The sequence below is a fragment of the Pseudolysinimonas sp. genome, from assembly GCF_049651805.1.
Classification (GTDB): Bacteria; Actinomycetota; Actinomycetes; order Actinomycetales; family Microbacteriaceae; genus Pseudolysinimonas_A.
The window spans coordinates 1-24300 of record NZ_JBASCU010000043.1; the positions used below are offsets into that span (position 1 = coordinate 1).

At 68.8% G+C, this 24300-nt stretch carries 29 protein-coding genes and 1 pseudogene; 13 read left to right on the plus strand and 17 right to left on the minus strand.

The genetic code is table 11. From position 1 onward, the window contains the following. Nucleotides 1-41: 41 nt before the first annotated feature. A complete protein-coding gene (locus WBL06_RS10960; protein WP_424456039.1) occupies nt 42-1361 on the minus strand; it encodes an ABC transporter substrate-binding protein in 1320 nt (439 codons plus the stop codon). 180 nt (nt 1362-1541) lie between these two features. Here WBL06_RS10960 and WBL06_RS10965 point away from each other — a divergent pair, with 180 nt between their 5' ends. Then, nucleotides 1542-2555, plus strand: a complete 1014-nt coding sequence (locus WBL06_RS10965; protein ID WP_424456040.1) for a LacI family DNA-binding transcriptional regulator — start codon at nt 1542-1544, stop codon at nt 2553-2555. A 4-nt stretch (nt 2556-2559) separates the two neighbouring features. Here the strand turns inward: WBL06_RS10965 and WBL06_RS10970 are convergent, their stop codons facing one another. From WBL06_RS10970 to WBL06_RS10990, 5 genes are all read right to left on the minus strand, one after another. Then, nucleotides 2560-2961: a DUF1801 domain-containing protein gene (locus tag WBL06_RS10970; protein ID WP_424456041.1), complete on the minus strand. Its 402-nt coding sequence runs from the start codon at nt 2959-2961 to the stop codon at nt 2560-2562. 19 nt (nt 2962-2980) lie between these two features. Beyond that, nucleotides 2981-3790, minus strand: coding sequence for an ABC transporter permease (locus tag WBL06_RS10975; RefSeq protein WP_424456042.1), 810 nt, complete (start codon nt 3788-3790; stop codon nt 2981-2983). After that, the gene (locus WBL06_RS10980) at nt 3787-4722 is read right to left on the minus strand and encodes an ATP-binding cassette domain-containing protein (RefSeq protein ID WP_424456043.1); all 936 of its coding nucleotides are present in this window, start codon (nt 4720-4722) and stop codon (nt 3787-3789) included. Before WBL06_RS10980 ends, WBL06_RS10975 begins: the two co-directional genes overlap by 4 nt. Nucleotides 4723-4731: 9 nt before the next feature. After that, nucleotides 4732-5919: a mechanosensitive ion channel family protein gene (locus WBL06_RS10985; protein ID WP_424456044.1), complete on the minus strand. Its 1188-nt coding sequence runs from the start codon at nt 5917-5919 to the stop codon at nt 4732-4734. A gap of 66 nt (nt 5920-5985) precedes the next feature. After that, complete coding sequence (locus tag WBL06_RS10990) at nt 5986-6399, minus strand: hypothetical protein (protein ID WP_424456045.1); 414 nt, start codon at nt 6397-6399, stop codon at nt 5986-5988. Nucleotides 6400-6450: 51 nt separating this feature from the next. Here WBL06_RS10990 and WBL06_RS10995 point away from each other — a divergent pair, with 51 nt between their 5' ends. Further along, nucleotides 6451-6993 (plus strand): PadR family transcriptional regulator, encoded by a 543-nt coding sequence (locus WBL06_RS10995; RefSeq protein ID WP_424456046.1) that lies wholly within the window; start codon nt 6451-6453, stop codon nt 6991-6993. Here WBL06_RS10995 and WBL06_RS11000 read toward each other — a convergent pair. Together WBL06_RS11000 and WBL06_RS11005 are read right to left on the minus strand one after the other, a co-directional pair. Next, the gene (locus WBL06_RS11000; RefSeq protein ID WP_424456047.1) at nt 6990-7382 is read right to left on the minus strand and encodes a type II toxin-antitoxin system VapC family toxin; all 393 of its coding nucleotides are present in this window, start codon (nt 7380-7382) and stop codon (nt 6990-6992) included. The genes WBL06_RS10995 and WBL06_RS11000 overlap by 4 nt on opposite strands. Beyond that, nucleotides 7379-7642 carry a type II toxin-antitoxin system Phd/YefM family antitoxin gene (locus WBL06_RS11005; protein ID WP_424456048.1) on the minus strand — a complete coding sequence of 88 codons (264 nt, stop codon included), beginning with the start codon at nt 7640-7642 and terminating at the stop codon, nt 7379-7381. Before WBL06_RS11005 ends, WBL06_RS11000 begins: the two co-directional genes overlap by 4 nt. A gap of 79 nt (nt 7643-7721) precedes the next feature. Here WBL06_RS11005 and WBL06_RS11010 point away from each other — a divergent pair, with 79 nt between their 5' ends. From WBL06_RS11010 to purL, 4 genes are read left to right on the plus strand one after another with little or no spacing between them, the layout of a single operon-like run. After that, nucleotides 7722-8264, plus strand: a complete 543-nt coding sequence (locus tag WBL06_RS11010; protein ID WP_424456049.1) for a hypothetical protein — start codon at nt 7722-7724, stop codon at nt 8262-8264. Beyond that, nucleotides 8261-8887 (plus strand): GNAT family N-acetyltransferase, encoded by a 627-nt coding sequence (locus tag WBL06_RS11015; protein ID WP_424456050.1) that lies wholly within the window; start codon nt 8261-8263, stop codon nt 8885-8887. Before WBL06_RS11010 ends, WBL06_RS11015 begins: the two co-directional genes overlap by 4 nt. Further along, entirely contained in the window at nt 8884-9435 is a 552-nt protein-coding gene (locus WBL06_RS11020; RefSeq protein WP_424456051.1) for a TetR/AcrR family transcriptional regulator, read from the plus strand. The genes WBL06_RS11015 and WBL06_RS11020 overlap by 4 nt, the downstream gene beginning before the upstream one ends. Nucleotides 9436-9446: 11 nt before the next feature. Further along, nucleotides 9447-11810, plus strand: a complete 2364-nt coding sequence (gene purL / locus WBL06_RS11025) for a phosphoribosylformylglycinamidine synthase subunit PurL (RefSeq protein WP_424456052.1) — start codon at nt 9447-9449, stop codon at nt 11808-11810. Nucleotides 11811-11854: 44 nt separating this feature from the next. Here the strand turns inward: purL and WBL06_RS11030 are convergent. Beyond that, a pseudogene (locus tag WBL06_RS11030) lies at nt 11855-11977 on the minus strand (DUF6584 family protein); the annotation flags it as partial. Nucleotides 11978-12127: 150 nt separating this feature from the next. Here WBL06_RS11030 and WBL06_RS11035 point away from each other — a divergent pair. Continuing rightward, a complete protein-coding gene (locus WBL06_RS11035) occupies nt 12128-13159 on the plus strand; it encodes an STAS-like domain-containing protein (protein ID WP_424456053.1) in 1032 nt (343 codons plus the stop codon). Here the strand turns inward: WBL06_RS11035 and WBL06_RS11040 are convergent. From WBL06_RS11040 to WBL06_RS11050, 3 genes are read right to left on the minus strand one after another with little or no spacing between them, the layout of a single operon-like run. Further along, nucleotides 13156-14073, minus strand: coding sequence for an SDR family NAD(P)-dependent oxidoreductase (locus WBL06_RS11040; RefSeq protein ID WP_424456054.1), 918 nt, complete (start codon nt 14071-14073; stop codon nt 13156-13158). The genes WBL06_RS11035 and WBL06_RS11040 overlap by 4 nt on opposite strands. Continuing rightward, complete coding sequence (locus tag WBL06_RS11045) at nt 14070-14384, minus strand: chorismate mutase (RefSeq protein ID WP_424456081.1); 315 nt, start codon at nt 14382-14384, stop codon at nt 14070-14072. The genes WBL06_RS11040 and WBL06_RS11045 overlap by 4 nt, the downstream gene beginning before the upstream one ends. A gap of 18 nt (nt 14385-14402) precedes the next feature. Further along, entirely contained in the window at nt 14403-15032 is a 630-nt protein-coding gene (locus WBL06_RS11050; RefSeq protein WP_424456055.1) for a GNAT family N-acetyltransferase, read from the minus strand. 32 nt (nt 15033-15064) lie between these two features. Here WBL06_RS11050 and WBL06_RS11055 point away from each other — a divergent pair, with 32 nt between their 5' ends. From WBL06_RS11055 to WBL06_RS11065, 3 genes are all read left to right on the plus strand, one after another. Then, nucleotides 15065-15718 (plus strand): hypothetical protein, encoded by a 654-nt coding sequence (locus tag WBL06_RS11055; protein WP_424456056.1) that lies wholly within the window; start codon nt 15065-15067, stop codon nt 15716-15718. A 79-nt stretch (nt 15719-15797) separates the two neighbouring features. Next, nucleotides 15798-16241, plus strand: coding sequence for a helix-turn-helix transcriptional regulator (locus tag WBL06_RS11060; RefSeq protein ID WP_424456057.1), 444 nt, complete (start codon nt 15798-15800; stop codon nt 16239-16241). Then, entirely contained in the window at nt 16238-16660 is a 423-nt protein-coding gene (locus WBL06_RS11065) for a VOC family protein (RefSeq protein WP_424456058.1), read from the plus strand. Before WBL06_RS11060 ends, WBL06_RS11065 begins: the two co-directional genes overlap by 4 nt. A gap of 217 nt (nt 16661-16877) precedes the next feature. Here the strand turns inward: WBL06_RS11065 and WBL06_RS11070 are convergent, their stop codons facing one another. From WBL06_RS11070 to WBL06_RS11080, 3 genes are read right to left on the minus strand one after another with little or no spacing between them, the layout of a single operon-like run. Next, on the minus strand, nt 16878-18167 hold the full coding sequence (locus WBL06_RS11070) for an adenylosuccinate synthase (RefSeq protein ID WP_424456059.1): 1290 nt from the start codon (nt 18165-18167) through the stop codon (nt 16878-16880). A gap of 43 nt (nt 18168-18210) precedes the next feature. Continuing rightward, a complete protein-coding gene (locus WBL06_RS11075) occupies nt 18211-18828 on the minus strand; it encodes a TrmH family RNA methyltransferase (RefSeq protein WP_424456060.1) in 618 nt (205 codons plus the stop codon). Beyond that, nucleotides 18828-19946, minus strand: coding sequence for a Fic family protein (locus tag WBL06_RS11080; protein ID WP_424456061.1), 1119 nt, complete (start codon nt 19944-19946; stop codon nt 18828-18830). Before WBL06_RS11080 ends, WBL06_RS11075 begins: the two co-directional genes overlap by 1 nt. Nucleotides 19947-20073: 127 nt before the next feature. Between WBL06_RS11080 and WBL06_RS11085 the strand changes: the two genes are divergently transcribed. After that, the gene (locus WBL06_RS11085) at nt 20074-20847 is read left to right on the plus strand and encodes an HAD-IIA family hydrolase (protein WP_424456062.1); all 774 of its coding nucleotides are present in this window, start codon (nt 20074-20076) and stop codon (nt 20845-20847) included. 17 nt (nt 20848-20864) lie between these two features. Continuing rightward, a complete protein-coding gene (locus WBL06_RS11090; protein ID WP_424456063.1) occupies nt 20865-21719 on the plus strand; it encodes a DNA-methyltransferase in 855 nt (284 codons plus the stop codon). Nucleotides 21720-21741: 22 nt separating this feature from the next. On the opposite strand, the gene WBL06_RS11095 is transcribed toward WBL06_RS11090, so the two are convergent. Next, nucleotides 21742-22872, minus strand: coding sequence for a hypothetical protein (locus tag WBL06_RS11095; RefSeq protein ID WP_424456064.1), 1131 nt, complete (start codon nt 22870-22872; stop codon nt 21742-21744). Then, on the minus strand, nt 22869-23423 hold the full coding sequence (pyrE, locus tag WBL06_RS11100; protein ID WP_424456065.1) for an orotate phosphoribosyltransferase: 555 nt from the start codon (nt 23421-23423) through the stop codon (nt 22869-22871). The genes WBL06_RS11095 and pyrE overlap by 4 nt, the downstream gene beginning before the upstream one ends. An 18-nt stretch (nt 23424-23441) precedes the next feature. On the opposite strand from pyrE, the gene WBL06_RS11105 reads away from it, so the two are divergent. Further along, nucleotides 23442-24278, plus strand: a complete 837-nt coding sequence (locus tag WBL06_RS11105) for an exodeoxyribonuclease III (protein ID WP_424456066.1) — start codon at nt 23442-23444, stop codon at nt 24276-24278. The last annotated feature ends 22 nt before the right edge of the window (nt 24279-24300 follow it).

Below are 24300 nucleotides of genomic sequence, written 5' to 3' on the forward strand. Positions count from 1 at the left end.
GCTGCCCGGTTCTCGCCGGGCAGCCCGCCACTGTCAACCGATTACTCGGCCGGCCAGCTGGCTTCGATGGCGTCGAGCACATCCTGCGTGCTCGTGCCGTTGATCCAGTCGACCATGCCGGTCCAGAACGTTCCAGCTCCCACGGCGCCGGGCATGAGGTCCGAGGCGTCGAAACGGAAGGTGGTGTTCGGGTCCTGCAGCAGGCCGATGGCCTGCGTCAGGATGGCGCTCGACGCGTTCTCGGGGTCGAGGCCCTTGTTGGCGCTGATCACACCGCCGAGCGCGACCCGGCTGTTGGCCCAGTCACCGCTCGAGAGGTATTCCTGCACCTTGATGGTGTCTGCATCGTTGCTGAACGCGGCGACGATCTCGCCACCACCGGTGACAGCCGTTCCGCCAGCCTCTTCGGCCGGGGTGATGAAGGCCCAGATGTCACCGTCTTCGGCAACCGTGCCACCCGCGTCGGTGATGAAGCCGTCGTAGAAGGAGGCCTGGTGGTGCAGAACGCAGCTGCCATCGACGAGCGCCGTTGCCGGGTCGCCGAACGGGGTGCTGTTGATGGTGACGACGTCACCGAATCCGGCGTTCACGTACTCCGGGTTCAGCAGGATGTCGCCGACCGCGTCGAACGCCGAGGCGATCGCCGGGTCGTTGAACGGGATCTCGTGGGCAACCCACTGGTCGTAGACCTCCGGGCCGGCCTGGCGCAGAACGAGGTCTTCGACCCAGTCCGTTCCCGGCCAACCGGTTGCGGCATCCGACCCGAAGCCGGCGCACCACGGGGTGACGCCCGAGTCGGCGATGGTCTGCGTCAGAGCGAGCAGGTCGTCCCACGTCTCGGGGATCTCCCAGCCGTTCGCCTCGAACGTCGCCGGCGAGTACCAGATGAAGCCCTTGACGCTGGCCATCAGCGGCGCGCCGTACAGCGTGCCGTCGACAGTGCCGTACGCGGCCCAGTCTTCGTTCCAGCCATCGGCCACGTTGGCGGCGACACCCTCAGGTGCGGGCTGCACATAGCCGCGGCTGGCGAGGTCACCCAGCAGGCCCGGCTGCGGGAAGATCGCGAGGTCCGGCGGGTTTCCGGCCTGCGCCAGGCTGCCGATCTGGGCCTCGAACTCCTTCGACGATTCGTACTGAATGTCGATGCCGTTCTCTTCTTCCCAGTCCGCCCACGACTCGTTGAGAAGGTCGGCCTCGGTGTCGGCGATGGTGCCGTAGATGGTGACGACGCCGTCGGCGTCTCCGTAGTCGCCGGGCCCGGTGTCGGTGCCTCCGCCGCCCGAGCAGCCGGCGAGCACGAGGCTCGTTGCCCCGACGGCGACTGCAGTGGCGAGCAAACGACGGTTCGAAAGTGAACGCACTGTTGCCTCCTCATTGAGGGTCGAAATGGTGTGGTGCTGGGATCGGAACCGGCTTCGCAACCGGTTCCAGCACCACGCTAAAGGACGCAGCAAGAGGGTGCAAGGGGAATCACCTCTCGATTCGGACACAGCCCTCCGCTATGCTGCAACCGATTCCAGCCCCTGAGCGGAAATGAGACGATGAGCTCGCTCGCCGAAGTCGCTCGCCGCGCTGGCGTGTCGAAGGCGACCGCCTCACGCGCGCTGAGCGGAGCCGCACACGTCTCGCCTGCGGCGAAGGAACGCGTCGTAGCTGCGGCCGCAGAACTCGGCTATGTCGTGTCATCCACGGCCGCGAGTCTCGTCACCGGCCGCACCAAGAACGTCGGCGTCATCACCCCGTTCATCAACCGCTGGTTCTTCGCCGAGGTGCTCGAAGGCATCGAGGGGGCGCTCATCCGGGCCGGTTACGACCTCACGTTGTTCCGCCTTCCGTCGGAGCCGGAGCAACGCAGCAGATTGTTCCGCTACTTCCTCGTGCGCAAGCGGGTCGACGCGATCGTCTGCGTCGGGGTGGAGCTGGCGCCGAGCGAGGTCGAACTGATCCAGACGCTGCGCCGACCGGCCGTCGGCATCGGCGGCGAGATCCCGGGCATCACGACCATGAGCATCAATGACGACAAGGCCAGCCGACTCGCCACCCGCCACCTCATCGGGCTGGGCCACACGCGCATCGTGCACATCGGCGGCGACCTGCGTGAGCAGCTCGACTTCCAGGTGCATGCCCGACGGTTGGCCGGCTTCCGGGGGGCGATGGATGACGCGGGACTCGAGCACCCCGACGACTTCCGGCCGACCGCCTACAGCGTTCCCGGCGGGTACGCCGCGGCAATGACGCTGCTGTCGGATCCCGAGTCCCGGCCGACGGCGATCGTGGCCGGCTGCGACGAGATCGCGTGCGGGGTGATCACGGCCGCGCGCCAGCTCGGAATCCTTGTGCCGTCGGGACTCTCGGTCGTCGGCATCGACGACCACCCATACGCGGAGATGTTCGGACTGACGACGGTGCGGCAACGTCCCGGCGAACAGGGCGAGCAGGCGGTCGACCTCGTAGTGCGGGCGATGGGAGAACCCGACGGTGGGTTGGAGTCGAAGACGATCGACATCCCGATCGATCTGATCGTGCGGTCGAGCACGACCGCTCCGCCCCGATGAGCGCTCAGGCGTGCTTCGCCCACGCTTGGCGCACGAGTTGCTCCAGCACGGCGCCGTCGACCGCGTCGAGACGCTTCAGGTAGAGGCATCCCTTGCCGGTCTCGTGAGGGCCGAGGTCGTCGAACAGCGGCTCATTCGGGCCGTAGCCGTCGTAGACCCCGTAGAGCGTGAGGGCCGCCTTGCGCGGCGAGAAGCCGAGGATGAACCAGTCGTTGGTGCCGGTCGTGTTCGTGTACGGCATCGACCCGAACCCGACCATCGTCGGGCCCCACATCACCGCCTTCTGGCCCGTGATGCGCTCCATCAAAGCACGCATCGCGTGCCCCTCGGCGCGCCGCCGCTCGTCGGGTACCGCGTCGAGAAACGCCGTGACGTCGGCATCCGTCGGCTTCGTCGCGATCGCCATGCCGGTCAGGGTACTCGCGTCAGGTGACGTCGCGCCGCCAGGTCGTCGCGGCGCCGATCGCACCCAGCAGTACCGCGTAGCCGACGAGCACCAGGCCGCCCTGCCACCACTCGAGGGGAGCCGTTCCCCCGCCCGCGCCGGCGAACATGGAGAAGAAGCTCGCGCCGACGAGGGCGTCGCCGGCGGCCCCGGGCAGGAATCGACCGAGCTCGCCGAGCCAGTCGACGAACGCGGCAGCGATGCGCAGGGTGGGCTCGACGAACTGGGTGAACGCGATGATCGTCACGATCGACCCGATCTGGCTCGGGATGAGGACGCCGAGTGCGACGCCGACGACGCCCCACAGCGCCATGGCAAGCACGATGCGGCCGAACATCGCCCAGGTGTCGCTGTCGCCCAGCAGCGTGTCATCGCCGACGGCGGCGAGCGTCGGCGCGCCCAGGCCGACCGAGCCGGCGAGGGCGGCGATGCCGTAGACCGCACCGACCACGAAGCCCGCGACGGCTTTCGCTGCAAGCACGACCGATCGGTTCGGCGTCGCCAGGAAGACGGTACCGAGCGTGCGGTGGCGCACCTCGGAGGTGATCGACATGGCCCCGAAGATGACCGGGAACACATACCCGATCCCCGTCGCCATGCTGTAGACGAGCGGGGCGAGGAACCCGTCGGGAATCGACATGCCCGCTTCTTCAGGCGTGACGCTCAGCGAGAACCCGATCGCGACGGCCGTGAAGCCGACATACCCGAAGGCGATGAGCGCGAGCACCCACCACAGGCGGGTGCTGAGGATCTTGCGGAGCTCGGCCGACACGGCGCGCAGGAAAGTCATCGCTGCCGCCCCCCTTCCGCGGCCCGCTCCGGATCGGCGACGAGAGCGAGGAACTCGTCCTCGAGTCCGGCACCGGATGCCGCGAGGGCACTCAGCGGAACACCGGCGGCGAGGGCGATCCGACCCACCTCGGCGGGCGCCAGGTCGACGGCGAGACCTTCCGCCTCGGCCCGCGCCTCGTGCCCAGCCGCCTTCAGGGCTGCGGCGAGCGCGGCCCGATCGGGCGCATCCACGATGCTGCCGGTCGCCGTAGAGGTGCCTTCGAGCGCAGCGAGCGTGCCCACGTAGCGCAGCTTTCCGCCGGCGATGACGACCACGTCATCCACGGTCTGTTGCACCTCGCTCAGCAGGTGGGAACTGACGAGGATCGTGCGCCCCTCGGCCGCGAGCGCCTGCAGGAACGAGCGGATCCACCGGATGCCCTCGGGGTCGAGCCCGTTGATCGGCTCGTCGAGCACGAGTACGCCGGGGTCGCCGAGCAGCGCCGTCGCGAGCCCGAGCCGCTGCCGCATCCCCATCGAGTAGCCGCCGACCCGGCGGTCGGCGTAGGGCGCCATTCCGGTGAGTTCGAGCACCGCGGTGATCCGCTCGCGCGGGATGCCCGCCGCCGCCGCGGTCACGGCGAGGTGACCGCGTCCCGAGCGTCCGGGGTGGAACGCCGCTTCGAGCGACGCCCCCACGACGCGCATCGGCTGCTCGAGCTGGCCGTACGTCTTGCCGCCGATCGTGGCGGTGCCGCTCGTCGCGCTCACGAGGCCCAACAGCATCCGGAGGGTCGTGGTCTTGCCGGCACCGTTCGGACCGAGGAATCCGGTCACCCGGCCCGGTTCGACGGTGAAGTCGAGACCTTCGACGGCGGCAACCGGCCCGAAGTGCTTGGTCACCGCGTCGAAGACGAGGGTCTGCCCGGCGCTTGTCTGCCCAGTGCTCATGGGATCAAGCTAGCGAGTCGGGTCGGCGGAGGAATCCCCCTCAGGGGGGAGGGTGATCGCACCGGTGAACGCGTTCGCCCGCTGCTCGGCCTCGGGCGATCCCGAGAACATGCCCTCGTGCCCTTTCGGGGCGCGCTCCTTCTGCGCGCCCGTCGCCACTGGCTCGACCATCACGACGCGGGTGCGCGGCAAGGAGTCGGGTTGCCGATCGCGCACCCACTCGACCATCTCTTCGCGCACATTGCAGCGCAGGTCCCACAGGGCCGGCGCATCCTGGGCCGTCACGACGATGCGCACGCGCACGCGGTCGCCGGTCGCGTCGGTCACCTGCAGTGACGACGCGCGCTCGTCCCACAACGGTTCGTCGGCGAGCACCGCGGCCAGGTGCTCGCGCATCGCGTCGACGGGCACCTGCCAGTCGACATCGAGTTCGACGGTGCCGATGATCTCGGAGCCGCGCCGCGTCCAGTTCTCGAACGGCGTCGTCGTGAAATACGTCGAGGGCAGCACCAGTCGGCGGTCGTCCCAGATGTGCACGACGACGTAGGTGAGGGTGATCTCCTGGATGCGCCCCCACTCTCCTTCGACGACCACGACGTCGTCGACCCGGATCGCATCCGAGAACGCGAGTTGGATGCCGGCGACGACGTTGCCGAGCGTCGACTGCGCCGCGATGCCGGCGACGACACTCAATACGCCGGCTGAGGCGAGCAGGCTCGCACCGATGCCGCTCACCCCGGGGAAGGTCAACAGCACCGCCCCGAGCGTCACGATGACGATGACGGCCACGGTCACGCGCCGCAGGATCGCGACCTGGGTGTGCACCCGGCGCGCGACCCGGTTGTCGGCGACCCCGGTGGGGAATCGGTGCAACGTTCGCGCGAAGAAGAACCCGACGACACCGGCCAGCAGCCATCCGGTCGCGACGATGGCCAGGATGCCGAGAACATGCAGGATGCCGTCTCGCCAGCCCTCGATGTCGGGCGGGAGCGCGGTGGCGGCGACCGCGGCGAGTGCGGCGACGAGCACGAGCGCCCGGAACGGTCGCCGCAGCCGGCCGAGGAGCGCGGGGTCCCAGCCGCCCCGGCGGGCGGTGAACCGCAGGGGGAGCGTGACGAGCGCCACGAAGACCACGGCGATCACGAGAGCGACGGCGAGGGTCGCGGCGAAGACGGGCCAGGGGCCCCATCCGGTCATCCATTCAGGCATTGCGGGCTTCCGTTCGACGTCCCTCCACGCTACCCAGGTCGGCGGGATGTTGACTCAGGTGCGCGCCGTGATCGCCACCGTGACCGTGGATGCGACCGCGAGCACCGAGAACGGCAGCCAGATGGCGCGTTCGAGCGCGCTCGGCGTGATCGCGTTCATCACCGCGGCGATCACGAGCAGGCCGACGATGATCCATACGACGACCGGCAGCCACGAGTCGGGAACCGGCGACCAGACGGGCAGGGCGCCCCGGCGTGCCACGGCGAGCGCGATCACCGCCCAGACCACGACCGCGACCGCACTCGCGACGCGGAAGTGCGTCGGCAGCACGCCGGGATGTTGCCCGCCGTAGGCCGCGCGGCCCCAGGGGGCGCCCAACGCCAGGGCGAGTTGGAAGACGATGAGCAGCGCGAAGAGCGCGAGCGCGATGATCGCCGCTGCCCGGGTGAAGGCGGTTGAGTCGGACATGGCTGCCTCTCTGGGAGATATATCGATATGTCTACCAGATATACTGAATGAATGCCACGTTCCACCCAGACCGACCTCGCCGTGCTCGCCGCGCTGAGCATCCAACCGATGACCGGGTACGCCCTGCGCGATGCCATTCGCCTGCACCTCGGAGGCTTTTGGAGCGAGAGCTTCGGGCAGATCTACCCAGCCCTCGCCCGGTTGCGCGACGAAGGTCTGGTGGCGGCGGGAGAAGGCGAGCGCAGCGGCTCGAGCCTGCACTCCCTCACACCCTCCGGGCGCGCTCGCCTGGTCGAGCTGATGCGCGAGCCGCCGACGTCGAGCCCGCCGCGCAACGGGATGCTGCTGCGCCTGTTCTTCGGCAGCGTGCTCGGCGCCGCCGCGTGCCGCGAGCTCGTGGCCGACGCGCGGGCGCAAGCGGTCGCGATGCTCGAGGCCCTGGCGGTCGCGCGTCGGGAAACCGAGGCGGAGCCCACCGACCTGCCGCAGCGGCCGTACTGGCTGATGACCATCTCGGCCGGCGAGCACTCCGCCCGCGCCGCAATCGCCTGGGCTGACGAGACCCTCGAGAGCCTCGCGACGTTGCCGGGCTAGCGCGGAGCCACGACCGCGATGCCGTGAGATTGCGCCGCCTCGCCGAGCCGGTCGTCGTAGGTCACCAGCCCCGCGAGGTCGTCGCCCAGTTCGAGCGCGGACGCGATGTGGAGCGCATCCAGCGTGCGCAGGGCGGTCGGATCCAACTGCCCCGCCGATTCGAACGTCGCGGTACGGACACCCACCAGGGTGATCGAGTCGAGCACGGCGCGGGCCTGCACGGCTCGATCGCCCGCCACCCTGCGCACGGCTCGCAGCAACTCCGTGCGCGCGAGGTCGGATGACACAAGGTCGGCGCCCTCGGAGCGGATCCAGGATCGCAGCTCGGCGGTTTCGGCCTCAGCGACGACGAGTTTCACGAGCGCCGAGGTGTCAGCGTAGAAGATCACTGCCGTTCGGCGTCCCGCATCGCGGCGAGTTCGGCCGACAGATCCGGCCCCGGCGTCGGCGCGGGGAGATCGCGGATGTCGCTGCGAGGGCCGCGCGCATGCCCGGCATCGAGGAGGCGACGAAGAGGCGAGGCGGGGATGGGCGTCAGCTGGGCGACCCGGCGACCCCGATCGGTGATCGTCACGGTCTCGCCAGCCGCCGCATCCGCCACGACCGCCGACGCGTTCTGCTTGAGCGCGCGGATCCCCACTTCAACCATGTGCTTCATTGTAGATCAATCACCCCGCGTCGGCGAGAACGGATTCGCACACACACCGACCGGTTGGTATGGTCGCAGCATGACCCTGCTGCGCATACCCTCACCGCTTCACGACGTGTTCGGTGCGCGGCAGCGCCAGCTCGCGATCGCCCTCGTTGTACTCGCGGCCTTCGGCGTGCCGCTCGCCCTCGCCGTCACCGAGCCGCACCTGCTCGCGGTCGTCGCTCCGTGGCGGGTGGTGTTCGCGGCGCTACTCGTCGCCGACGTCGCCGCGGGAGCGGTCGCCAACCTGACCGCGGGAACCAACGACCACTATGCGGAAAGGCCGGCATCGCGCTGGGTCTTCATCGCCGTGCACCTACACCTGCCTGCCGTGGCGGTGCTGCTCGACCTGCCGATCGTGGTCGCCCTCGTCGTCTGGGCGGGCACCATCGCGGGGGCCGTGACCGTCAACCTGCTGCGCGGGCACCCCGAGCAGCAGGTCGTGGCCGGCACGATCTTCGTCGCGATCGCGACCGCTGCCGTGCTGTTGACCGACGCCCGCGCACTCACGCTCGTCGGCATCCTCTTCGCCTTCAAAGTCGTCTACGCCTTCGCGGTCGACCACGAGGGCTCGCAATGACGACCGCGCCCGTCGTACGCGCGGCGCGCAGCGACGAACTCGCCCCGATCGCGGAGCTGCTGGGCGACGCCTTCGAGCACGACCCCCTCGTGGCCGCCGTCGTGCCCGACACAGCGGATGCCGCCGTGGCCCGCCGCGCGATCTTCGCGACGACGGCGCGGTCAGCCCGCGCGCACGGCGCGGTGCTCGTCGCCGAGCTCGACGGGCGGGTCGTCGGTGCCGCGCTGATCGACGACCCGGCGCGCAGCGTCGTGCGCCAGATCCTCCGCCGCTTCGCCGACGCCGTGCGCTTCCTGCCGCTCGTCGCGAGCGTAGGGTCGCGCGGGATGCAGCTGCTCAACGACGCCGATCTCGCGGGTCGACGGCTCGCCCCCGACGCCCCACATCACGTGCTGCTCGTCGTCGGGGTTGCGGCACACCTCCGCGGGGGCGGCATCGGAAAGCTGCTCATCGAGGCGACCATCGCCCGGGCCGCGACATCCGCCGGCGTGCGACTCGAGACCGAGAACCCAGAGAACGTGCCCCGCTATGGCCGCTGGGGCTTCGTCGAGCGCGGCACCCACCGGCTGGGGAGCGTTACCGTGTGGGGGATGTTCCGCCCCACGATCGACGCCGCACCGTGAGTACCGACGCGCGCGACGCGATCCTCGACGCCGCCTTCCGGCTGTTCGTCGAGCGCGGCTACGACGGCACGGGCGTCGCCCGCATCCTCGCCGAGGTGCCATACTCGAAGGGCGCGTTCTACCACCACTTCGCGAGCAAGGAGGCGGTACTGGATGCCGTCATCCAGCGGTTCTTCACCGCGACGATCTCGACCGAACCCGACCCCACGGCGAGTGCTCGCGACATCGCATACTCGCTCGTCGGCGACTACCTCGCGGGTCTCGACGCGATCGCGCCGTTCGCGTCGCCGAGCGCTTACTACGCCTTTCTCACCGCCGTCGCCCCACGGGCCCGCGAGGCCCTGCGCTCCGCCCACACTGGGGCGACGGAGCTGCTCGCCGACGCCCTCCGCCGCGAGCGTCACCCCGACCCGGTGAACACTGCTGCCGATGTGGTCGCCCTCGTCGAAGGTCACGGCATGCTCGCCGTCCTGCGTGGGGAGCATCCCGACGGGGAGGCGTTGCGCGGGGCGGTCGACCGAGTGCTGGCGCCCTCGAGCCGCCGCTAAACTCGACGGTGATGATCGACTCGGTTGAGAACGCCACCGCCACTCCCGAGCGAGAGCAGCCGTACGCCGCGCTCGGCCTGAAGGCCGACGAGTATCAGCGCATCCGCGACATCCTCGGCCGGCGCCCCACGTCGGGCGAGCTCGCGATGTACTCGGTGATGTGGAGCGAGCACTGCTCCTACAAGTCGAGCAAGGTGCACCTGCGCCAGTTCGGGGCGAAGGTCTCACCTGAGATGACCAAGAACCTCATGGTCGGCATGGGCGAGAACGCCGGCGTCGTCGACATCGGCGAAGGCTGGGCCGTCACCTTCAAGATCGAGAGCCACAACCACCCGTCGTACATCGAGCCGTTCCAGGGCGCCGCGACCGGCGTCGGCGGCATCGTGCGCGACATCATCTCGATGGGCGCCCGCCCCGTCGCCGTCATGGACGCGCTGCGGTTCGGAGCGATCGACCACCACGACACCGCCCGCGTCGTGCCCGGAGTGGTGAGCGGCATCTCGTTCTACGCCAACTGCCTCGGCCTGCCGAACATCGGCGGCGAGACCTGGTTCGACCCGGTGTATCAGGCCAACCCGCTCGTCAACGCCCTCGCAGTCGGCGTGCTGCGCCACGAAGACCTGCACCTCGCCAACGCCCGCGGCGCGGGCAACAAGGTCGTGCTGTTCGGCGCCCGTACGGGCGGCGATGGCATCGGCGGAGCATCCATCCTCGCCTCCGACACCTTCGCCGAGGGCGGCCCGACGAAGCGCCCCGCCGTGCAGGTCGGCGACCCGTTCGCCGAGAAGGTGCTCATCGAGTGCTGCCTCGAACTCTTCGCGGGGGACCTCGTGGAGGGCATCCAAGATCTCGGCGCCGCGGGCATCTCGTGTGCCACCTCGGAGCTCGCCAGCAATGGTGACGGCGGCATGGCGATCGAGCTGGATGCCGTCCTCCTGCGTGACTCCACGCTCACCCCCGAAGAGATCCTGATGAGCGAGAGCCAGGAACGCATGATGGCGATCGTGCACCCGTCGAAGCTCGACGGGTTCCTCGCGGTGACCGCCAAGTGGGATGTCGAGACCAGCGTGCTCGGCGAGGTCAACGACTCCGGACGCCTCACCATCACCTGGCGCGGCGAGACGATCGTGGATGTCGACCCCGCCACCGTCGCGATCGACGGGCCCGTGTACGACCGACCCATGTCGCGACCGGCATGGATCGACGCGCTCAACGCCGACACGGCATCCGCTCTGCCCCGGCCCTCCACCGGAGACGAACTACGCGAGCAGGTGCTGCGGATGCTCGGCAGTGCCAACCTCTCCGACAAGAGCTGGGTCACCAACCAGTACGACCGCTACGTGCTCGGCAACACCGCGCTCTCGACCCCTGACGACGGCGGCATGGTGCGCGTCGACGAGACCTCGGGGCTCGGCTTCGCCGTGGCGACGGATGCCAACGGCCGCTACTGCTACCTCGACCCGTATCAGGGGGCACAGCTCGCGCTCGCGGAGGCGTACCGCAACGTGGCCGTCACCGGCGCGACACCGGTCGCCGTCTCCGACTGCCTCAACTTCGGCAGCCCGGAGAACCCCGAGGTGATGTGGCAGTTCGAGCGCGCAGTCACCGGCCTCGCGGACGGCTGCCTCGAGATCGGCATTCCGGTCACCGGCGGCAACGTCTCGTTCTACAACCAGACCGGCGAGGTGCCGATCCACCCGACGCCCGTCGTCGCCGTGCTCGGCGTCATCGACGACGTCGCCCGGCGCGTGCCGTCGGGGTGGCAGGACGCCGGCGACAACCTGTACCTGCTCGGCACGACCGCGCTCGAGCTCGACGGCTCGGCCTGGGCGGGCGTCATCCATGGTCACCTCGGCGGACGTCCGCCGGCGGTCGACCTCGGCGCTGAGAAGTCGCTCGGCGAGCTGCTTGCGGCCGCGGCGCACGAAGGGCTGCTGAACGCAGCTCACGACCTCGCCGACGGCGGCCTCGCGACGGCGCTGACCGACGCAGTGCTGCGCTTCGGGGTGGGTGCACGGGTGTTTCTCGACGAGGTACTCGAACGCGACGGCGTCGACATCGCGACAGCGCTCTTCTCTGAGTCGACCGGCCGAGTGCTGGTCGCCGTGCCGCGCGAGGAAGACGTGAAGTTCATGCGCCTCTGCGAGGGCCGTGGCTACCCGGTGTTGCGCATCGGCGTCACCGACACCGGCGGCGCCCTCGAGGTGCAAGACCACTTCACCATCCCGCTCGACGAGTTGCAGTCGACGTCGCGTGGCACCCTCGCCGCCCACTTCGGCCCCGTCGTCGGGTACCCCGCCAGTTGCATACGGCCGAGTGCGACAAAACTCAGCAGCCGGGACAGGAGCGTCAATGAGCGCCGACGCCGCTCATAGCCGTGGCGGGCGTCGAGTAGGGACCCTGCGAAGGCATCACGCTCGCTGTCAGTCGTCCACCCAGTGATCGTCACGCCCCACCGGCCAGCCTGATCCGCATGACCAGACTTGCGGTAGATAGTCGCGAGCGCCCGCCGAAGGTCTTCGGAGTCCGGCTCGACCTTCAAACCGTCCCTCAGATCTGAATGGCCTTGCTGCCGTCTCCGCGCTGAATCGCGGACGCTATCTTCCCCGCCGGGAAGATTCTCGGAGTGAGTGATCGGTAAAAGCTTCCCGAACGGGTAGATTTTTGCGGTGTTGAACGGTAATTTACCCCCATGGGGAGCTTTTCACCCGGGCTCGACCCCGAGCGCGAAGTCCGGATCGGCGAACTTGCAGCGTCGCTCGACCTGCCCATCAAGACGCTCCGACGACTCGCCGACAGCGGCGAGATCCCGTCGCGCCGAACCGACGGCGGTCATCGCGTGTTCGACTTCGCGGAAGTCCGGGCGGCGCTGAAGCTCGACCTGACGGCCCCGGGGATTGTCCCCGGTCGTCCCCCCGAGTGGATCGACGTCTCCGAGTTGGAGAACCTCGACGAGGCAGAGGTGTGGGCCCGCGCGGTGCAGTCGCTTCGAATCGACCGGGCGACCGAAGGCGCCCGCATCGCCGGCTACGGCTTCACCGAGATCCTCAACAACGCGATCGACCACAGCAACGGAACCCGGGCGATCTCACAGGTCTGGCTCGACGACCGGGAGATCGCCTTTCGGGTGACCGACGATGGGGAAGGGGTCTTCGCGCACCTGAGGGCGGGCTTGCGTCTCGAGAACACGCTTGAAGCGGCGGCGGAACTCACCAAAGGCAAGCGCACGACGTGGAGCGAACGGCATACGGGTGAAGGCATCTTCTTCACCTCCAAGGCAGTGAACGAGTTCCGGGTCTCCGCCAACGGTCTCCGTCTGACGGTCGACAACCCCCGCGATGACACCGCACTCGGGGTCTCTGCTGTCACTTCCGGATCGGTCGTCGAGGCAACCATCGTTCTCCCTCCACCGCACACCCTTCGATCGGTGTTCGAGAGGTTCGCCGACGAAGATCAGAAGTTCACCCGCAGTCGTCCCGTCGTCAAACTCTTCGGATCCGGATTGACGTTCGTGTCCCGGTCGGAGGCGCGTCGGCTCATGGAAGGCATGGATGCCTTCGAGGACATCGACCTGGACTTCGCGGGGGTCGACGATGTCGGCCAGGGGTTCATCGACGAGATCGTGCGGGTATGGCCGTCGCAGCACCCCGGGGTGCGCATCGCGCCGATCAATATGAACGACGCGGTCGCGTTCATGATCCGCCGGGCTTCGCGGCCAGACTAGACGACGAACTCGACGCCCGACCACCGTTCGGCCAGCGACCACAAGTGCGCACCGAACTCGGTCGACGCCGAAGACGGGGCTGGCGGACCGACCACGGGTGTGCCACGCAGCCCGAACATGTCGCGCGGGCCGTAGAACTCGCCGGAGTCGGCATCCGGATCGACCGCCGCACGCACCACCGGCCACGCCCCGTGGTCTTTGCCCTGACCGACCGGTGCCGTCAGTGGCCCGCCGAGACGCAGCCACCATCGGGATTCGATGATCACGCCCTGCCGCTTCTCGGAGAGTTCGTTGACCGCGTACCCGGGATGGGCGAGCAACGATCTACGGGCATCCCCGGCGGCGCGCAGCCGCCGATCCAGCTCGAGTGCGAACCCGTGCACCGCGTGTTTCGAGAACGCGTAGGCGCGAAACGGCCGGTACGTCCGCTCCGACATGAGGTCATCAGGGTCGACCCGCACCATCTTCGTCGCGTACGACCCGAGCCCGACGACCCGGTCGCGGAGCAGCGGAAAGAGCAGCGCGGTAAGCGCGAAGTGTCCGACGAAGTTGCCGCCGACGAGCAGCTCGAGCCCGTCCTCCGTCGTCGTCCGCCGCGGCGGAGGGAACACCAGCCCGGCGTTGTTGACGAGCACGTCGGCCCCACCGAGGTCGGCGATCGCTGCGGCCGTCTCCCTCACCGAGGCGATCGAGGTCAGGTCGAAGGGCACGTGCGTGACATCGGCACCCGGCACGTGGGAACGAATGGATGCCATGGCCTCGGCCGCCTTGGGGGCGTAGCGGGCCGCGATGATCACCCGGGCGCCCGCGCCGGCGACCTGTTCTGCGACCCAGTACCCGATTCCCGTGCTGCCGCCGGTGACGATGATCGTGCGCCCTGCCTGCGACGGCAGGGAGCGGGGATCCCAGATCACGGTTGCGGGGTGGTGATCGTGCCGGTCGACGCGATCTGCTCGTGGTGGTGGATGACCTCGGCGACGATGAAGTTGAACCACTTCTCGGCGAATGCCGGGTCGAGCTGCGCCTCGATCGCGAGAGCCCTCAGCCGGGCGGTCTGCACGCGCTCCCGCTCGGGATCCGACGGGGGAAGGCCGCGCTTCGCCTTGAGCCGGCCGACGCGTTGTGTGGCCTTGAACCGCTCGGCGAGCAGGTGCGTGAGCGCGGCGTCGATGTTGTCGATGCTCTGCCGCAGCTCGGCGAGCTCCGCACGGGTCTCGTCATCCATCTCGGCCATGGCGACAGACTATCGAGCCAGTGTTGGTGGCACAGCCGTCGCGAGTCGCGCTTCGAGCCCCGCGCGCACCTCGGGCCACTCGTCGATGAGGACCGAGTACACCGCAGTATCCCGCCAGCTGCTGTCGGCCCGACGGCGGTCCCGCCGCACGATGCCCTCGAACGTCGCGCCGAGTTTCAGGATCGCCGCGCGTGACCGTTCGTTGCGGGCATCCGCCTGGAGTTTCACCCGCCCGAACCCGTGGTCGAACGCGGTGCCGAGCATGAGCAACTTCGCCTCCGGGTTCACGGCGCTCGCCCACACCCGCGGATCCCAGCCGGTCCACCCGATGTGGGCGTGCTCGAGGTCGAGGTCGAGATCCGCGAGGCTCGACGCCCCGACGATCGTGCCGGCGTCGGGGCCGGCGGTCAGCCGCGCGACGTAGGTGATGCCCTCCTGGTGCGGAAAGTGACTCACCGCCCATTCCGCGAAGGCCGCCTCGTCGACAGGAAGCCCTGCCGGCCCCCCGCCGTAGCCGCCCGCGAAGACTGCAGGGCTCCCGAGCGCCGCCCACAGTCCCGGCAGGTGGTCGGGGGTGAACGGCTCGAGACGGATGAACCGGCCTTCGAGTACGCGGCGATCGGGGCGAGTGGCGGTCACCTCGACATCCTTTCAGCCACTACCGTGTGGCCATGTCTTCGCGTGTGCACAGCCGTTTTGACTCTCCCGCCTGGCGGCTCGCCGGCTCGATCGCCTCCTGGGCGATGTTCGCGTTCTTCTTCCTCGGGCTCTATCAGAGCGCCGCCGTCGTCATCGGGCTCGGCGGCTTCTGCGCCTCTGGCGGACCGTATGTGATCGAGACCGAATGCCCCGAGTCGGTGGTCGTGTTCGCCCCGATCGGCATCTTCGGGATGTTCGCCGCCGCGGGTATCGCGCTGTTCATCACCCGCGGCTTCGGGCTGTCGCTCGTCGCATGGGCCTGGCCGATCCTGTTCGTCGGCCTCGGCATCCAGTTCATCCTCGGAGCGGTCGGGGGAGTCGGCATCATCAGCAACATCATCGTCGGCGTGCTGTTCATCGCGATGGGGCTCGGGCCGGTGTGGTTCGTCGTCAGCAGCAAGGCCCTCACCCCCACGCTCGTCGGGTCGGTGAACCTCGCCGGCGCGCGGTTCGAGTACGAGGGCAAGGCGCGTCGGTACTTCGGGTTTCCCCCGACCGAAGCGGAAGAGGCCACCACTCCCACCGGCGTCGACTGGGTGATCGCGCTCGGGCTGTGGGTCGGGTCGGTCGCGCTCGGCTCGTGGCTGTCGGTCACCGCCTTCAACGCGCTCGCGACCGCCGGGTGACTCAGCCGCGGTACGCCGCCCACAGCGCCGCCGGGTCGGTCGCGTAGAGGTCGGTCGCGGCCAGTTTAGGCTGGCCCTCATGCAGCCGGACGAGCTCGCCGACCTCGCGCATCTTCGGCGGGCCCGCGACCTCATCGACCGGGAGTACGCGCGCCCGCTCGACGTGCCTGAGATGGCGCGGCAGGCACTCATGTCGCCGTCGCACTTCGCTCGGCGGTTCCGCGCGGCCTATGGCGAGACCCCGTACTCCTACCTGATGACGCGCCGCATCGAGCGAGCCCAGGACCTGCTGCGACGCGGCGACCTCTCGGTCACCAACGTGTGCCTCGCAGTCGGCTGCACGTCGCTCGGGTCGTTCAGCTCGCGCTTCACCGAGATCGTCGGGATGACGCCATCCGCCTACCGCGCGCTCGACCACTCCGGCATCGAGAACCTCCCGCCGAAAACGGCGATGGTGGGGATGCGACCGAGCAGGATTCGAGAAGCGACACCCGGCATCCCGCGCGTAGTTTCGTGGGCATGACGATCAGCATTTCTCATTTCCCCGTTCACGCCGCCGACGTCGACGCGGCCGTCGCGTTCTACCGCGACGCGCTCGGCCTCGAGGTCGTGAACGACGTGCCGTACGGCGAGTTCCGCTGGGTGACCCTCGCCACTCCCGGCTCGAGTGTCGGGCAGATCGTGATCAGCCAGCCCCACGCCGGACGCAGCGAGCAGGAGGGCGACCAGATCGCATCCCTCGTCGCCCTCGGCGCGTTCGGCCCGATCGTGTTCGACACCTCCGACTTGGATGCCGCCTTCGAGAAGGCCCGTGCGTCGGGTCTCGGCGAGGTGCTGCAGGAGCCGATGGATCAGGGCTGGGGTGTGCGTGACTGCGCCTTCCGTGACCCCGCGGGCAACATGATCCGCATCGGCGAGAAGTCCCCCTCGGTGGTCGCGTAGCGCCGGAGGCGCAGGTCGAGACCCGCTTCTGTCGCTGTCAGGGGACGAGTGCTGGGATGACCGCGTGTCGCCCGGCGTGTCGCGGCACCCGTCATCCCTCGACGACATCGCTCCGGACGGGACCCCCGCCGGTTGAGTGCCGCGGACGGCGGAGCATCGACACCGCACCCCCAGTAACCCGCCGGTGTGGTTTCGACACGCCCGCTGCGCGGGCTACTCAACCACCGATGAGGTCGTGGCGGACCACGATGGCGTCGCGGGCGGGGCCGACGCCGATCGCCGAGATGCGTGAGCCCGACATCCCTTCGAGCGCTATGACGTAGTCCTGCGCGTTCTTCGGCAGGTCGTCGAAGGTGCGGGCGCCGGTGATGTCTTCCGTCCATCCTGGAAACTCTTCGTAGATCGGGGTGGCGTGGTGGAAGTCGCTCTGGTTCACCGGCAGTTCGTCGAAGCGCACGCCGTCGACGTTGTAGGCGACACACACCGGGATTGTGGGCAGGCCGGTGAGGATGTCGAGTTTGGTGAGCACGAAATCGGTGATGCCGTTGATGCGGGCGGCGTACCGGGCGATCGGGGCGTCGTACCAGCCGACCCGGCGCGGGCGGCCGGTCGTCGTGCCGAACTCGTGCCCCGTCTCGCGCAGGAAGTCGCCGTTCTCGTCGAACAACTCGGTCGGGAACGGACCCGACCCCACGCGAGTCGTGTACGCCTTGACGATGCCGATGATGCGTTCGAGTCGCGCCGGACCGATGCCCGAGCCGGTCGCTGCACCGCCGGCCGTCGCCGACGACGACGTGACGAACGGGTACGTGCCGTGGTCGACATCCAGCATCGTCGCCTGGCCGCCCTCGAACAGCACCGTCTTGCCGGCCTCGAGCGCCTGGTGCAACAAAAGAGAGGTATCGGCGACCATCGGGCGCAGCCGCTCGGCGTACGACAGCAGCTCGGCCACGACCTCGTTGACGAGAATCGCGCGCCGGTTGTACACCTTCACCAGTAGGTGGTTCTTCTGGTGCAGGGCGCCCTCCACCTTCTGGCGCAGGATGTTCTCGTCGAAGAGATCTTGAATGCGGATGCCGACGCGGTTGATCTTGTCGGCGTACGCCGGTCCGATGCCGCGGCCGGTGGTGCCGATCTGGCGCTTGCCGAGGAACCGCTCGGTGACCTTGTCGATCGTGCGGTGGTACGACGCGATGACGTGGGCGTTCGCGCTGACGACGAGCTTCGACACGTCGAGGCCGCGTGCGGTGAGCGCGTCGAGTTCTTCGAACAACACCTCGATGTCGACGACGACACCGTTCGAGATCACCGGCACGACGCCGGGGGTGAGGATGCCGGACGGCAGCAGGTGCAGCGCGTACTTCTCGTCGCCGATGACGACGGTGTGGCCGGCGTTGTTGCCGCCGTTGAACTTGACGACGTAGTCGAGCCGGCTGCTGAGCAGGTCGGTCGCCTTGCCCTTGCCTTCGTCGCCCCATTGGGCGCCGACGATCACGATGGCGGGCATAGCTTCTCCCTTGGAAGAAAGATGGAAGGGATTACACCGCAGTCTAACGGGGCACGTGTCGCCGCAGCCACTCATGCATGACGATCGCGGCGGCGGCGCCCGCGTTGATCGACCGCGTCGACCCGGCCTGCGCGATCTCGACGACCAGATCGGCGGCGGCGAGCGCCGCGGCGGTGAGCCCCGGCCCCTCCTGCCCGAACAACAGCACGCAGCGCTCCGGGATGTCGGCATCCCGTACGTCGACCGACCCCTCGACGTTGTCGACCGCGACGATCGGCAGGTCGTTCTCGCGGGCCCACGCGGCGAAGGCTGCGACATCCGGATGCTCGCGGATGTGCTGGTACCGGTCGGTCACCATCGCTCCCCGCCGGTTCCAGCGGCGCCGGCCGACGATGTGCACCTCGGCGGCGAGGAACGCGTTCGCGGTGCGCACGATCGACCCGATATTCATGTCGTGCTGCCAGTTCTCGATCGCCACGTGGAACCCCCGGCGACGGGTGTCGAGGTCGGCGACGATGGCGTCCATCGTCCAGTAGCGGTACTCGTCGACGACGTTGCGGGTGTCACCGTGTTCGAGCAGCGCGGGGTCGTAACGGCTGTCGGTCGGCCACGCGTCGCGGCCGCCGGGCCACGGCCCCACTCCGATCCGTCGCTCCTCCACTAGAAGAGGGCCGGTTCAGCGTCGTTGCCGACGACCGAGTCCGCACGCACCAGCACGTCGAGCAGCTCGGTGTTGATGAAGATCCGCTCGCGGCCGCGGCGCACGTCGCGGAGTGCGCGAGCTTCGACGAGAGCGTTGAGCCAGTTCGTCGCGGTCGGTCGAGACACCTTGCAGCGGTCGATCACGTTCGCGATCCGACAGTACGGCTGCTCGAAGAGCACGGCGAGCAGGTCGGCATTTGCGCCGCCGGTCGCCTCTCTGATCCTCCCCAAAGTGCGGTCTTGAAGTGCCTGAATCTGATCGATCTTGATGACGGTCGAGGTCGCCGTCTGCCGAATGCCTTCGACGATGAAGAGAATCCATTCGTTCCATGCGCCGTCACGGGTCACCGCGAGCAGCAGTCGGTAGTACTCGTCCTTGTTCTCGATGATGTAGCGCGACAGGTACAGGATCGGTTGCTCAATGAGACCCGCGCTCATCAACATCAGAACGTTGAGGATTCGGCCCGTGCGACCGTTGCCGTCCTCGAAAGGATGGATCGCCTCGAACTGGTAGTGCGCTAGCGCCATCACGACGAGTGGATCGATGCCCTTGCGGGCGTGGATGAAACGTTCCCAGTCGCCGAGCTTTTCGCGAATGCGCGCCTCTCCGACGGGCGGGGTGTAGATCGCCGCGTGCGTCACCGAGTTGACGATGAACGTCCCCGGGTTCCGCCGAATGGGCATCTCGCGACCCTTCACCGTGGTGCAGATCTCGGCTGCGGTCGTGACCGAGAGCGGCCGGGCCTGAATCAGTTGCACCCCGGCAAACAGCGCGCTGCGGTAGTTGAGGGTTTCCTTGGTCGCGGGGTTGGTCGCGGCGGATTCGTCGTGTGCGTACCGAAACAGCTCATCGGTGGTCGTGACGATGTTCTCGATCTCTGAGCTCGCCTGCGCCTCGAGAAGGGGAATGGAGTTGATCAGAACTGTCGGGTTTGCGATTCGGCGCGCTGCCTGGTCGAGCGCTGCCAGGGCCGCTCGTGCTTCAATCGTGGCCTTCAACACCTCGCGCGTCTCCACCTCGGCGGTCGGCGGCAGAGGAGGCAGCTCGTTGTACGGTTCGTCCGCTGCCCACGCCATGTGCAAAGCCTAGTGACACATCCGGCCGTCGTGTAAAAATATGCGCTAGTTTTTTACATGTCGTGGGCGCATGTCCGGCGACTTGACGCGTTATCCGTGAGCTCGTCGGCCTCCCTACGATGAACTCATGCGCGACCGCAGCGAGATCACCAGCTGGCTCACCGACATGGACGGGGTGCTGGTGCACGAGAACACCCCGCTGCCGGGTGCCGCCGACCTCATCCGGCACTGGACCGAGACCGACACCCCGTTCCTCGTGCTCACCAACAACTCGATCTTCACGCCGCGCGACCTCGCGGCGCGACTGCGGGCATCCGGACTCAACGTTCCCGAAGACCGCATCTGGACCTCCGCCCTCGCGACCGCCGACTTCTGCGCCTCGCAGATCCCCGGCGGCTCGGCGTTCGTGATCGGCGAGGCCGGCATCACCACCGCCCTGCACGAGGTCGGATTCATCATGACCGAGACGAATCCCGACTACGTCGTCGTCGGCGAGACCCGCAACTACTCGTTCGAGGCGATCACCCGGGCGATCCGGCTGATCAACACTGGGTCGCGCTTCATCGCGACGAATCCGGATGCGACGGGGCCTTCCGCGGACGGCGTGCTGCCGGCGACGGGTGCGGTCACTGCCCTCATCTCGAAGGCGACCGGCAAGGAGCCCTACGTCGTCGGCAAGCCGAACCCGATGATGTTCCGCTCGGCGATGAACCGCATCGGCGCGCACAGCGAGTCGACCGCGATGATCGGCGACCGCATGGACACCGACATCGTCGCCGGCATCGAGGCGGGCCTGCACACGGTGCTCGTACTCACCGGAATCGCCGACCAGACCGAGATCGAGAAGTACCCCTTCCGCCCCGACGAGATCCTCTCCGGCGTGCACGAGTTGCTCGAGTGATCTGTTAACCTCCGGGCGTGAGCGCGATCTGGCAGCCCGGCGATGCCGACACGATCGTGCACGGCGACAACCTCGACGTCGCCCGGTCGCTGCCCGACGGGGCGTTCCGGTTGATCTACCTCGACCCTCCGTTCAACACCGGCAAGACGCAGCGGCGGCAGCGGGTGACGGTCACCCGCTCCGACGAGGGGCGGGTCGGGTTCGGCGGACGCAGCTACACCGCCGAGCGCGGCGCGGTGTCGCGGTACGCCGACACCTTCGACGACTACTGGGCGTTCCTCGAGCCGCGGCTCGTCGAGGCACGGCGACTGCTGGATGACACGGGCACCTTGTATCTGCACCTCGACTACCGCGAAGCCCACTACGCAAAGGTCGCCCTCGACCGGCTGTTCGGCCGGGAGTGCTTTCTCAACGAGATCATCTGGGCCTACGACTACGGCGGCAAGTCGACCAGGCGCTGGCCCTCGAAGCACGACACGATCCTCGTCTACGTGAAGAACCCCGACACCTACTACTTCGACTCGACGGCCGTCGACCGCGAGCCGTACATGGCGCCGGGACTGGTGACGCCCGAGAAGGCGGAACGCGGCAAACTCCCCACCGATGTCTGGTGGCACACGATCGTGCCGACCAACGGAGCCGAACGCACCGGGTATGCCACGCAGAAGCCGGAGGGCATCCTGCGCCGCATCGTGCAGGCGTCGAGCGCTGCCGGTGATGCGGTGCTCGACCTGTTCGCCGGATCGGGTACGACGGGGGCGGTTGCGGCGGCGCTCGGCCGCCGCTACCTGCTGGTCGACGAGAGCGCCGACGCCATCGCGGTGATGCGCACCCGGCTGCCCGACGCCCGGGTGCTCTCGGTGGTCGAGTAGCCGCGCAGCGGCGTGTCGAGACCTAACCCGAGGGGGCGGGTTCGACCGGGGCGCGGGGGATGGCAACGGATGTCGTGAGCGGCTCGCCAGAGGAGCGGCTGACGAAGCAGTAGTACGACGGGTCGGACTCCCACTGCTCGTCGGTCACCGGGTAGGCACCCTGCATCTGCACGTCGTTGTAGGCGCCGGCGGCGGCGAGGTCGACGACGCCGGGGGCCGAGCACAGCAGCGAGATCTGCGCCTGAAGCGCCGCGGCGCCCGGGAAGGCCCCCCACACCGGTTCGGCGTCGGGCGTCTCGGGATCGGTGGGCTCTGCGGGGAACCAGGCGCGGTAGACCATCTGCGCGCCGTGCGGGGTCGCGCAGTCGACGACGGTGTACTCCTCGGCCCAGGCACCGGTTTCGACGTCGTACGGCTCGAGGCATTCGCCGCCGAGCAGTTCGTTCCACTCGTGGGTGCCGGGTGCGACCGGGCCGATGGCGAGCGGCGTGCGCGTCGGGGTCGGGGTGGGCGTCGGGCTCGCGACCACGGCGGGAGCCGGACCGAGCAGGTCGGGCAACCGGGTGCCGAGCAGGAACAGGGCGATGAGGGCGATCACGGCCAGCAGCCCGCCGCCGACTCCGGCGAGGATCTTCTGCGGGGTGCCGAATCCACGCGACGGCGGGGGGCCCTCGCCGCCGGGCACGTGCACGAGTTCCTTCGAGCGACCCCGGTTCGCGAATGGCGAGTTGCTCGGGTCGGGACCGAGGCCCGCCTCGTACTCGCGGAAGGCGTCGTCGCCGAAGAGCGAGTCGAGCGCCGAGCCCGGTTCGGGGTCTGCGGGCGGGCGCAGGGGCGCCGGCACGAGCGCCTGCGTCGGCTCGTCGGAGTATGTCGGCATCGCCTGGGTGGCTTCGGGTTCCGGGCGCGGCGGCACCTGGGTCGGCGGTAGCTGCGTCGGCGGCGGTCCGTACGTCGTGCCGGGGCCGTACGTCGTCGTCGGCTGCCACACAGGCGCCACGGGTGCCGCATGGGGTGGCGGGGGCGGCAGAGCGGCGGCTGGCGGCGAGCCGGCGGCATCCTCCTCTGCCGCCCGCCGCTGCGCAGCTTCGCGGGCTTCGCGTTCGAACTTCGCGAAGAAGTCCTCGGCATCCTCGCCGGAGTCGGGGTTCATTGCTTCGTCAGGCCCAGATCCTGCAGTGAGATCGCGGCGTAGTAGGGGTACCCGGCAGCTTCGATGATCTCCTGGGCACCGGTGTCGCGATCGACGACGACGGCGACGGCCGCGATCTCGGCGCCGACCTTGCGCAGCGCCTCGATCGCCTTGAGCGGCGAGCCGCCGGTGGTGGAAGTGTCCTCCAGCACGACGACGCGCTTGCCTTCGAGCTCGGGGCCTTCGACCTGACGGCCGCGACCGTGATCCTTCGGCTCTTTGCGCACGACGAAGGCGTCGTAGCGCCGGCCGATCGCGGCACCGCGGTGCAGCACGGCCGCCGCGATGGGGTCGGCGCCCATCGTGAGGCCGCCGACGGCGGCGATGTCGGGGATGCCGGCGATCAGGTCGACCATGACCTCGCCGATGAGCGGGGCGACCCGACCGTCGAGGCTGACCTTGCGCAGGTCGATGTAGTAGGTCGCCTTCTTGCCGCTCGTGAGCGTGAAGTCGCCGTGGAATACCGCATCGTCCTTGATGTACTGGATGAGGGCGGCGCGAGCGTCGGTCACACCGTCCAGACTAGAGTCATGCGCCTTGCCACCTGGAACGTCAACTCCGTCCGCAGCCGGGTGGCTCGCATCGTCGACTTCGCCGTGCGCGAGAGCGTCGACGTGCTCGCGATGCAAGAGATCAAGTGCACGCCCGCACAGTTCCCGCTTCAGGCATTCGAGGATGCCGGCTACGAGGTCGCGCTACACGGCCTCAACCAGTGGAACGGCGTCGCGATCGCGAGTCGGCATCCGATCACGGATGTCGAGGTCGGCTTCCCGGGCATGCCCGGCTTCGAGAAGGGGCTCGAAGGCCCCGATCTGCCGCTTGAGGCGCGGGCGATCGGCGCGACGACGGGCGGCCTCCGGGTGTGGTCGCTGTACGTTCCGAACGGTCGGTCGCTCGATGACCCGCACTACCTCTACAAGCTCGACTGGCTCGCTCAGCTCACGTCCGCCGCCGGAGCGTGGGCGGCATCCGATCTGCCCTTCGCGCTGACGGGCGACTTCAACATCGCCCCGCTCGACGGCGACGTGGGCGACCCGTCGCTCATCCCGGGCCTGTCGACGCACATCTCGCCGCCCGAGCGCGACGCGTTCCAGAAGCTGCTGGATGCCGGCCTCACCGACGTCGTGCGTCCGCTCGTGCCCACGGGCTACACCTACTGGGATTACAAGCAGCTGCGGTTCCCGCGCAACGAGGGGCTGCGCATCGACTTCGTGCTCGCCTCGCCCGCCTTCGCCGCCGCGGTGACAGGTGCGGCGATCCACCGCGACGAGCGCAAGGGCGACGCCCCGAGCGACCACGTGCCCGTCATCGTCGACCTCGACCTGCACCCCGACGAAGACGACGACGACCGCCCGATGATCTTCTGACCTGGGCTTCCACTCTCTTTGC

Coding starts and splice junctions, on each gene's coding strand:
- WBL06_RS10965 (WP_424456040.1), top strand. CDS start 1,542: ATGAGCTCGCTCGCCGAAGTCGCTCGCCGCGCTGGCGTGTCGAAGGCG.
- WBL06_RS10970 (WP_424456041.1), bottom strand. CDS start 2,961: ATGGCGATCGCGACGAAGCCGACGGATGCCGACGTCACGGCGTTTCTC.
- WBL06_RS10975 (WP_424456042.1), bottom strand. CDS start 3,790: ATGACTTTCCTGCGCGCCGTGTCGGCCGAGCTCCGCAAGATCCTCAGC.
- WBL06_RS10980 (WP_424456043.1), bottom strand. CDS start 4,722: ATGAGCACTGGGCAGACAAGCGCCGGGCAGACCCTCGTCTTCGACGCG.
- WBL06_RS10985 (WP_424456044.1), bottom strand. CDS start 5,919: ATGACCGGATGGGGCCCCTGGCCCGTCTTCGCCGCGACCCTCGCCGTC.
- WBL06_RS10990 (WP_424456045.1), bottom strand. CDS start 6,399: ATGTCCGACTCAACCGCCTTCACCCGGGCAGCGGCGATCATCGCGCTC.
- WBL06_RS10995 (WP_424456046.1), top strand. CDS start 6,451: ATGCCACGTTCCACCCAGACCGACCTCGCCGTGCTCGCCGCGCTGAGC.
- WBL06_RS11005 (WP_424456048.1), bottom strand. CDS start 7,642: ATGGTTGAAGTGGGGATCCGCGCGCTCAAGCAGAACGCGTCGGCGGTC.
- WBL06_RS11010 (WP_424456049.1), top strand. CDS start 7,722: ATGACCCTGCTGCGCATACCCTCACCGCTTCACGACGTGTTCGGTGCG.
- WBL06_RS11015 (WP_424456050.1), top strand. CDS start 8,261: ATGACGACCGCGCCCGTCGTACGCGCGGCGCGCAGCGACGAACTCGCC.
- purL (WP_424456052.1), top strand. CDS start 9,447: ATGATCGACTCGGTTGAGAACGCCACCGCCACTCCCGAGCGAGAGCAG.
- WBL06_RS11035 (WP_424456053.1), top strand. CDS start 12,128: ATGGGGAGCTTTTCACCCGGGCTCGACCCCGAGCGCGAAGTCCGGATC.
- WBL06_RS11045 (WP_424456081.1), bottom strand. CDS start 14,384: ATGGATGACGAGACCCGTGCGGAGCTCGCCGAGCTGCGGCAGAGCATC.
- WBL06_RS11055 (WP_424456056.1), top strand. CDS start 15,065: ATGTCTTCGCGTGTGCACAGCCGTTTTGACTCTCCCGCCTGGCGGCTC.
- WBL06_RS11060 (WP_424456057.1), top strand. CDS start 15,798: ATGCAGCCGGACGAGCTCGCCGACCTCGCGCATCTTCGGCGGGCCCGC.
- WBL06_RS11065 (WP_424456058.1), top strand. CDS start 16,238: ATGACGATCAGCATTTCTCATTTCCCCGTTCACGCCGCCGACGTCGAC.
- WBL06_RS11070 (WP_424456059.1), bottom strand. CDS start 18,167: ATGCCCGCCATCGTGATCGTCGGCGCCCAATGGGGCGACGAAGGCAAG.
- WBL06_RS11080 (WP_424456061.1), bottom strand. CDS start 19,946: ATGGCGTGGGCAGCGGACGAACCGTACAACGAGCTGCCTCCTCTGCCG.
- WBL06_RS11085 (WP_424456062.1), top strand. CDS start 20,074: ATGCGCGACCGCAGCGAGATCACCAGCTGGCTCACCGACATGGACGGG.
- WBL06_RS11095 (WP_424456064.1), bottom strand. CDS start 22,872: ATGAACCCCGACTCCGGCGAGGATGCCGAGGACTTCTTCGCGAAGTTC.
- WBL06_RS11105 (WP_424456066.1), top strand. CDS start 23,442: ATGCGCCTTGCCACCTGGAACGTCAACTCCGTCCGCAGCCGGGTGGCT.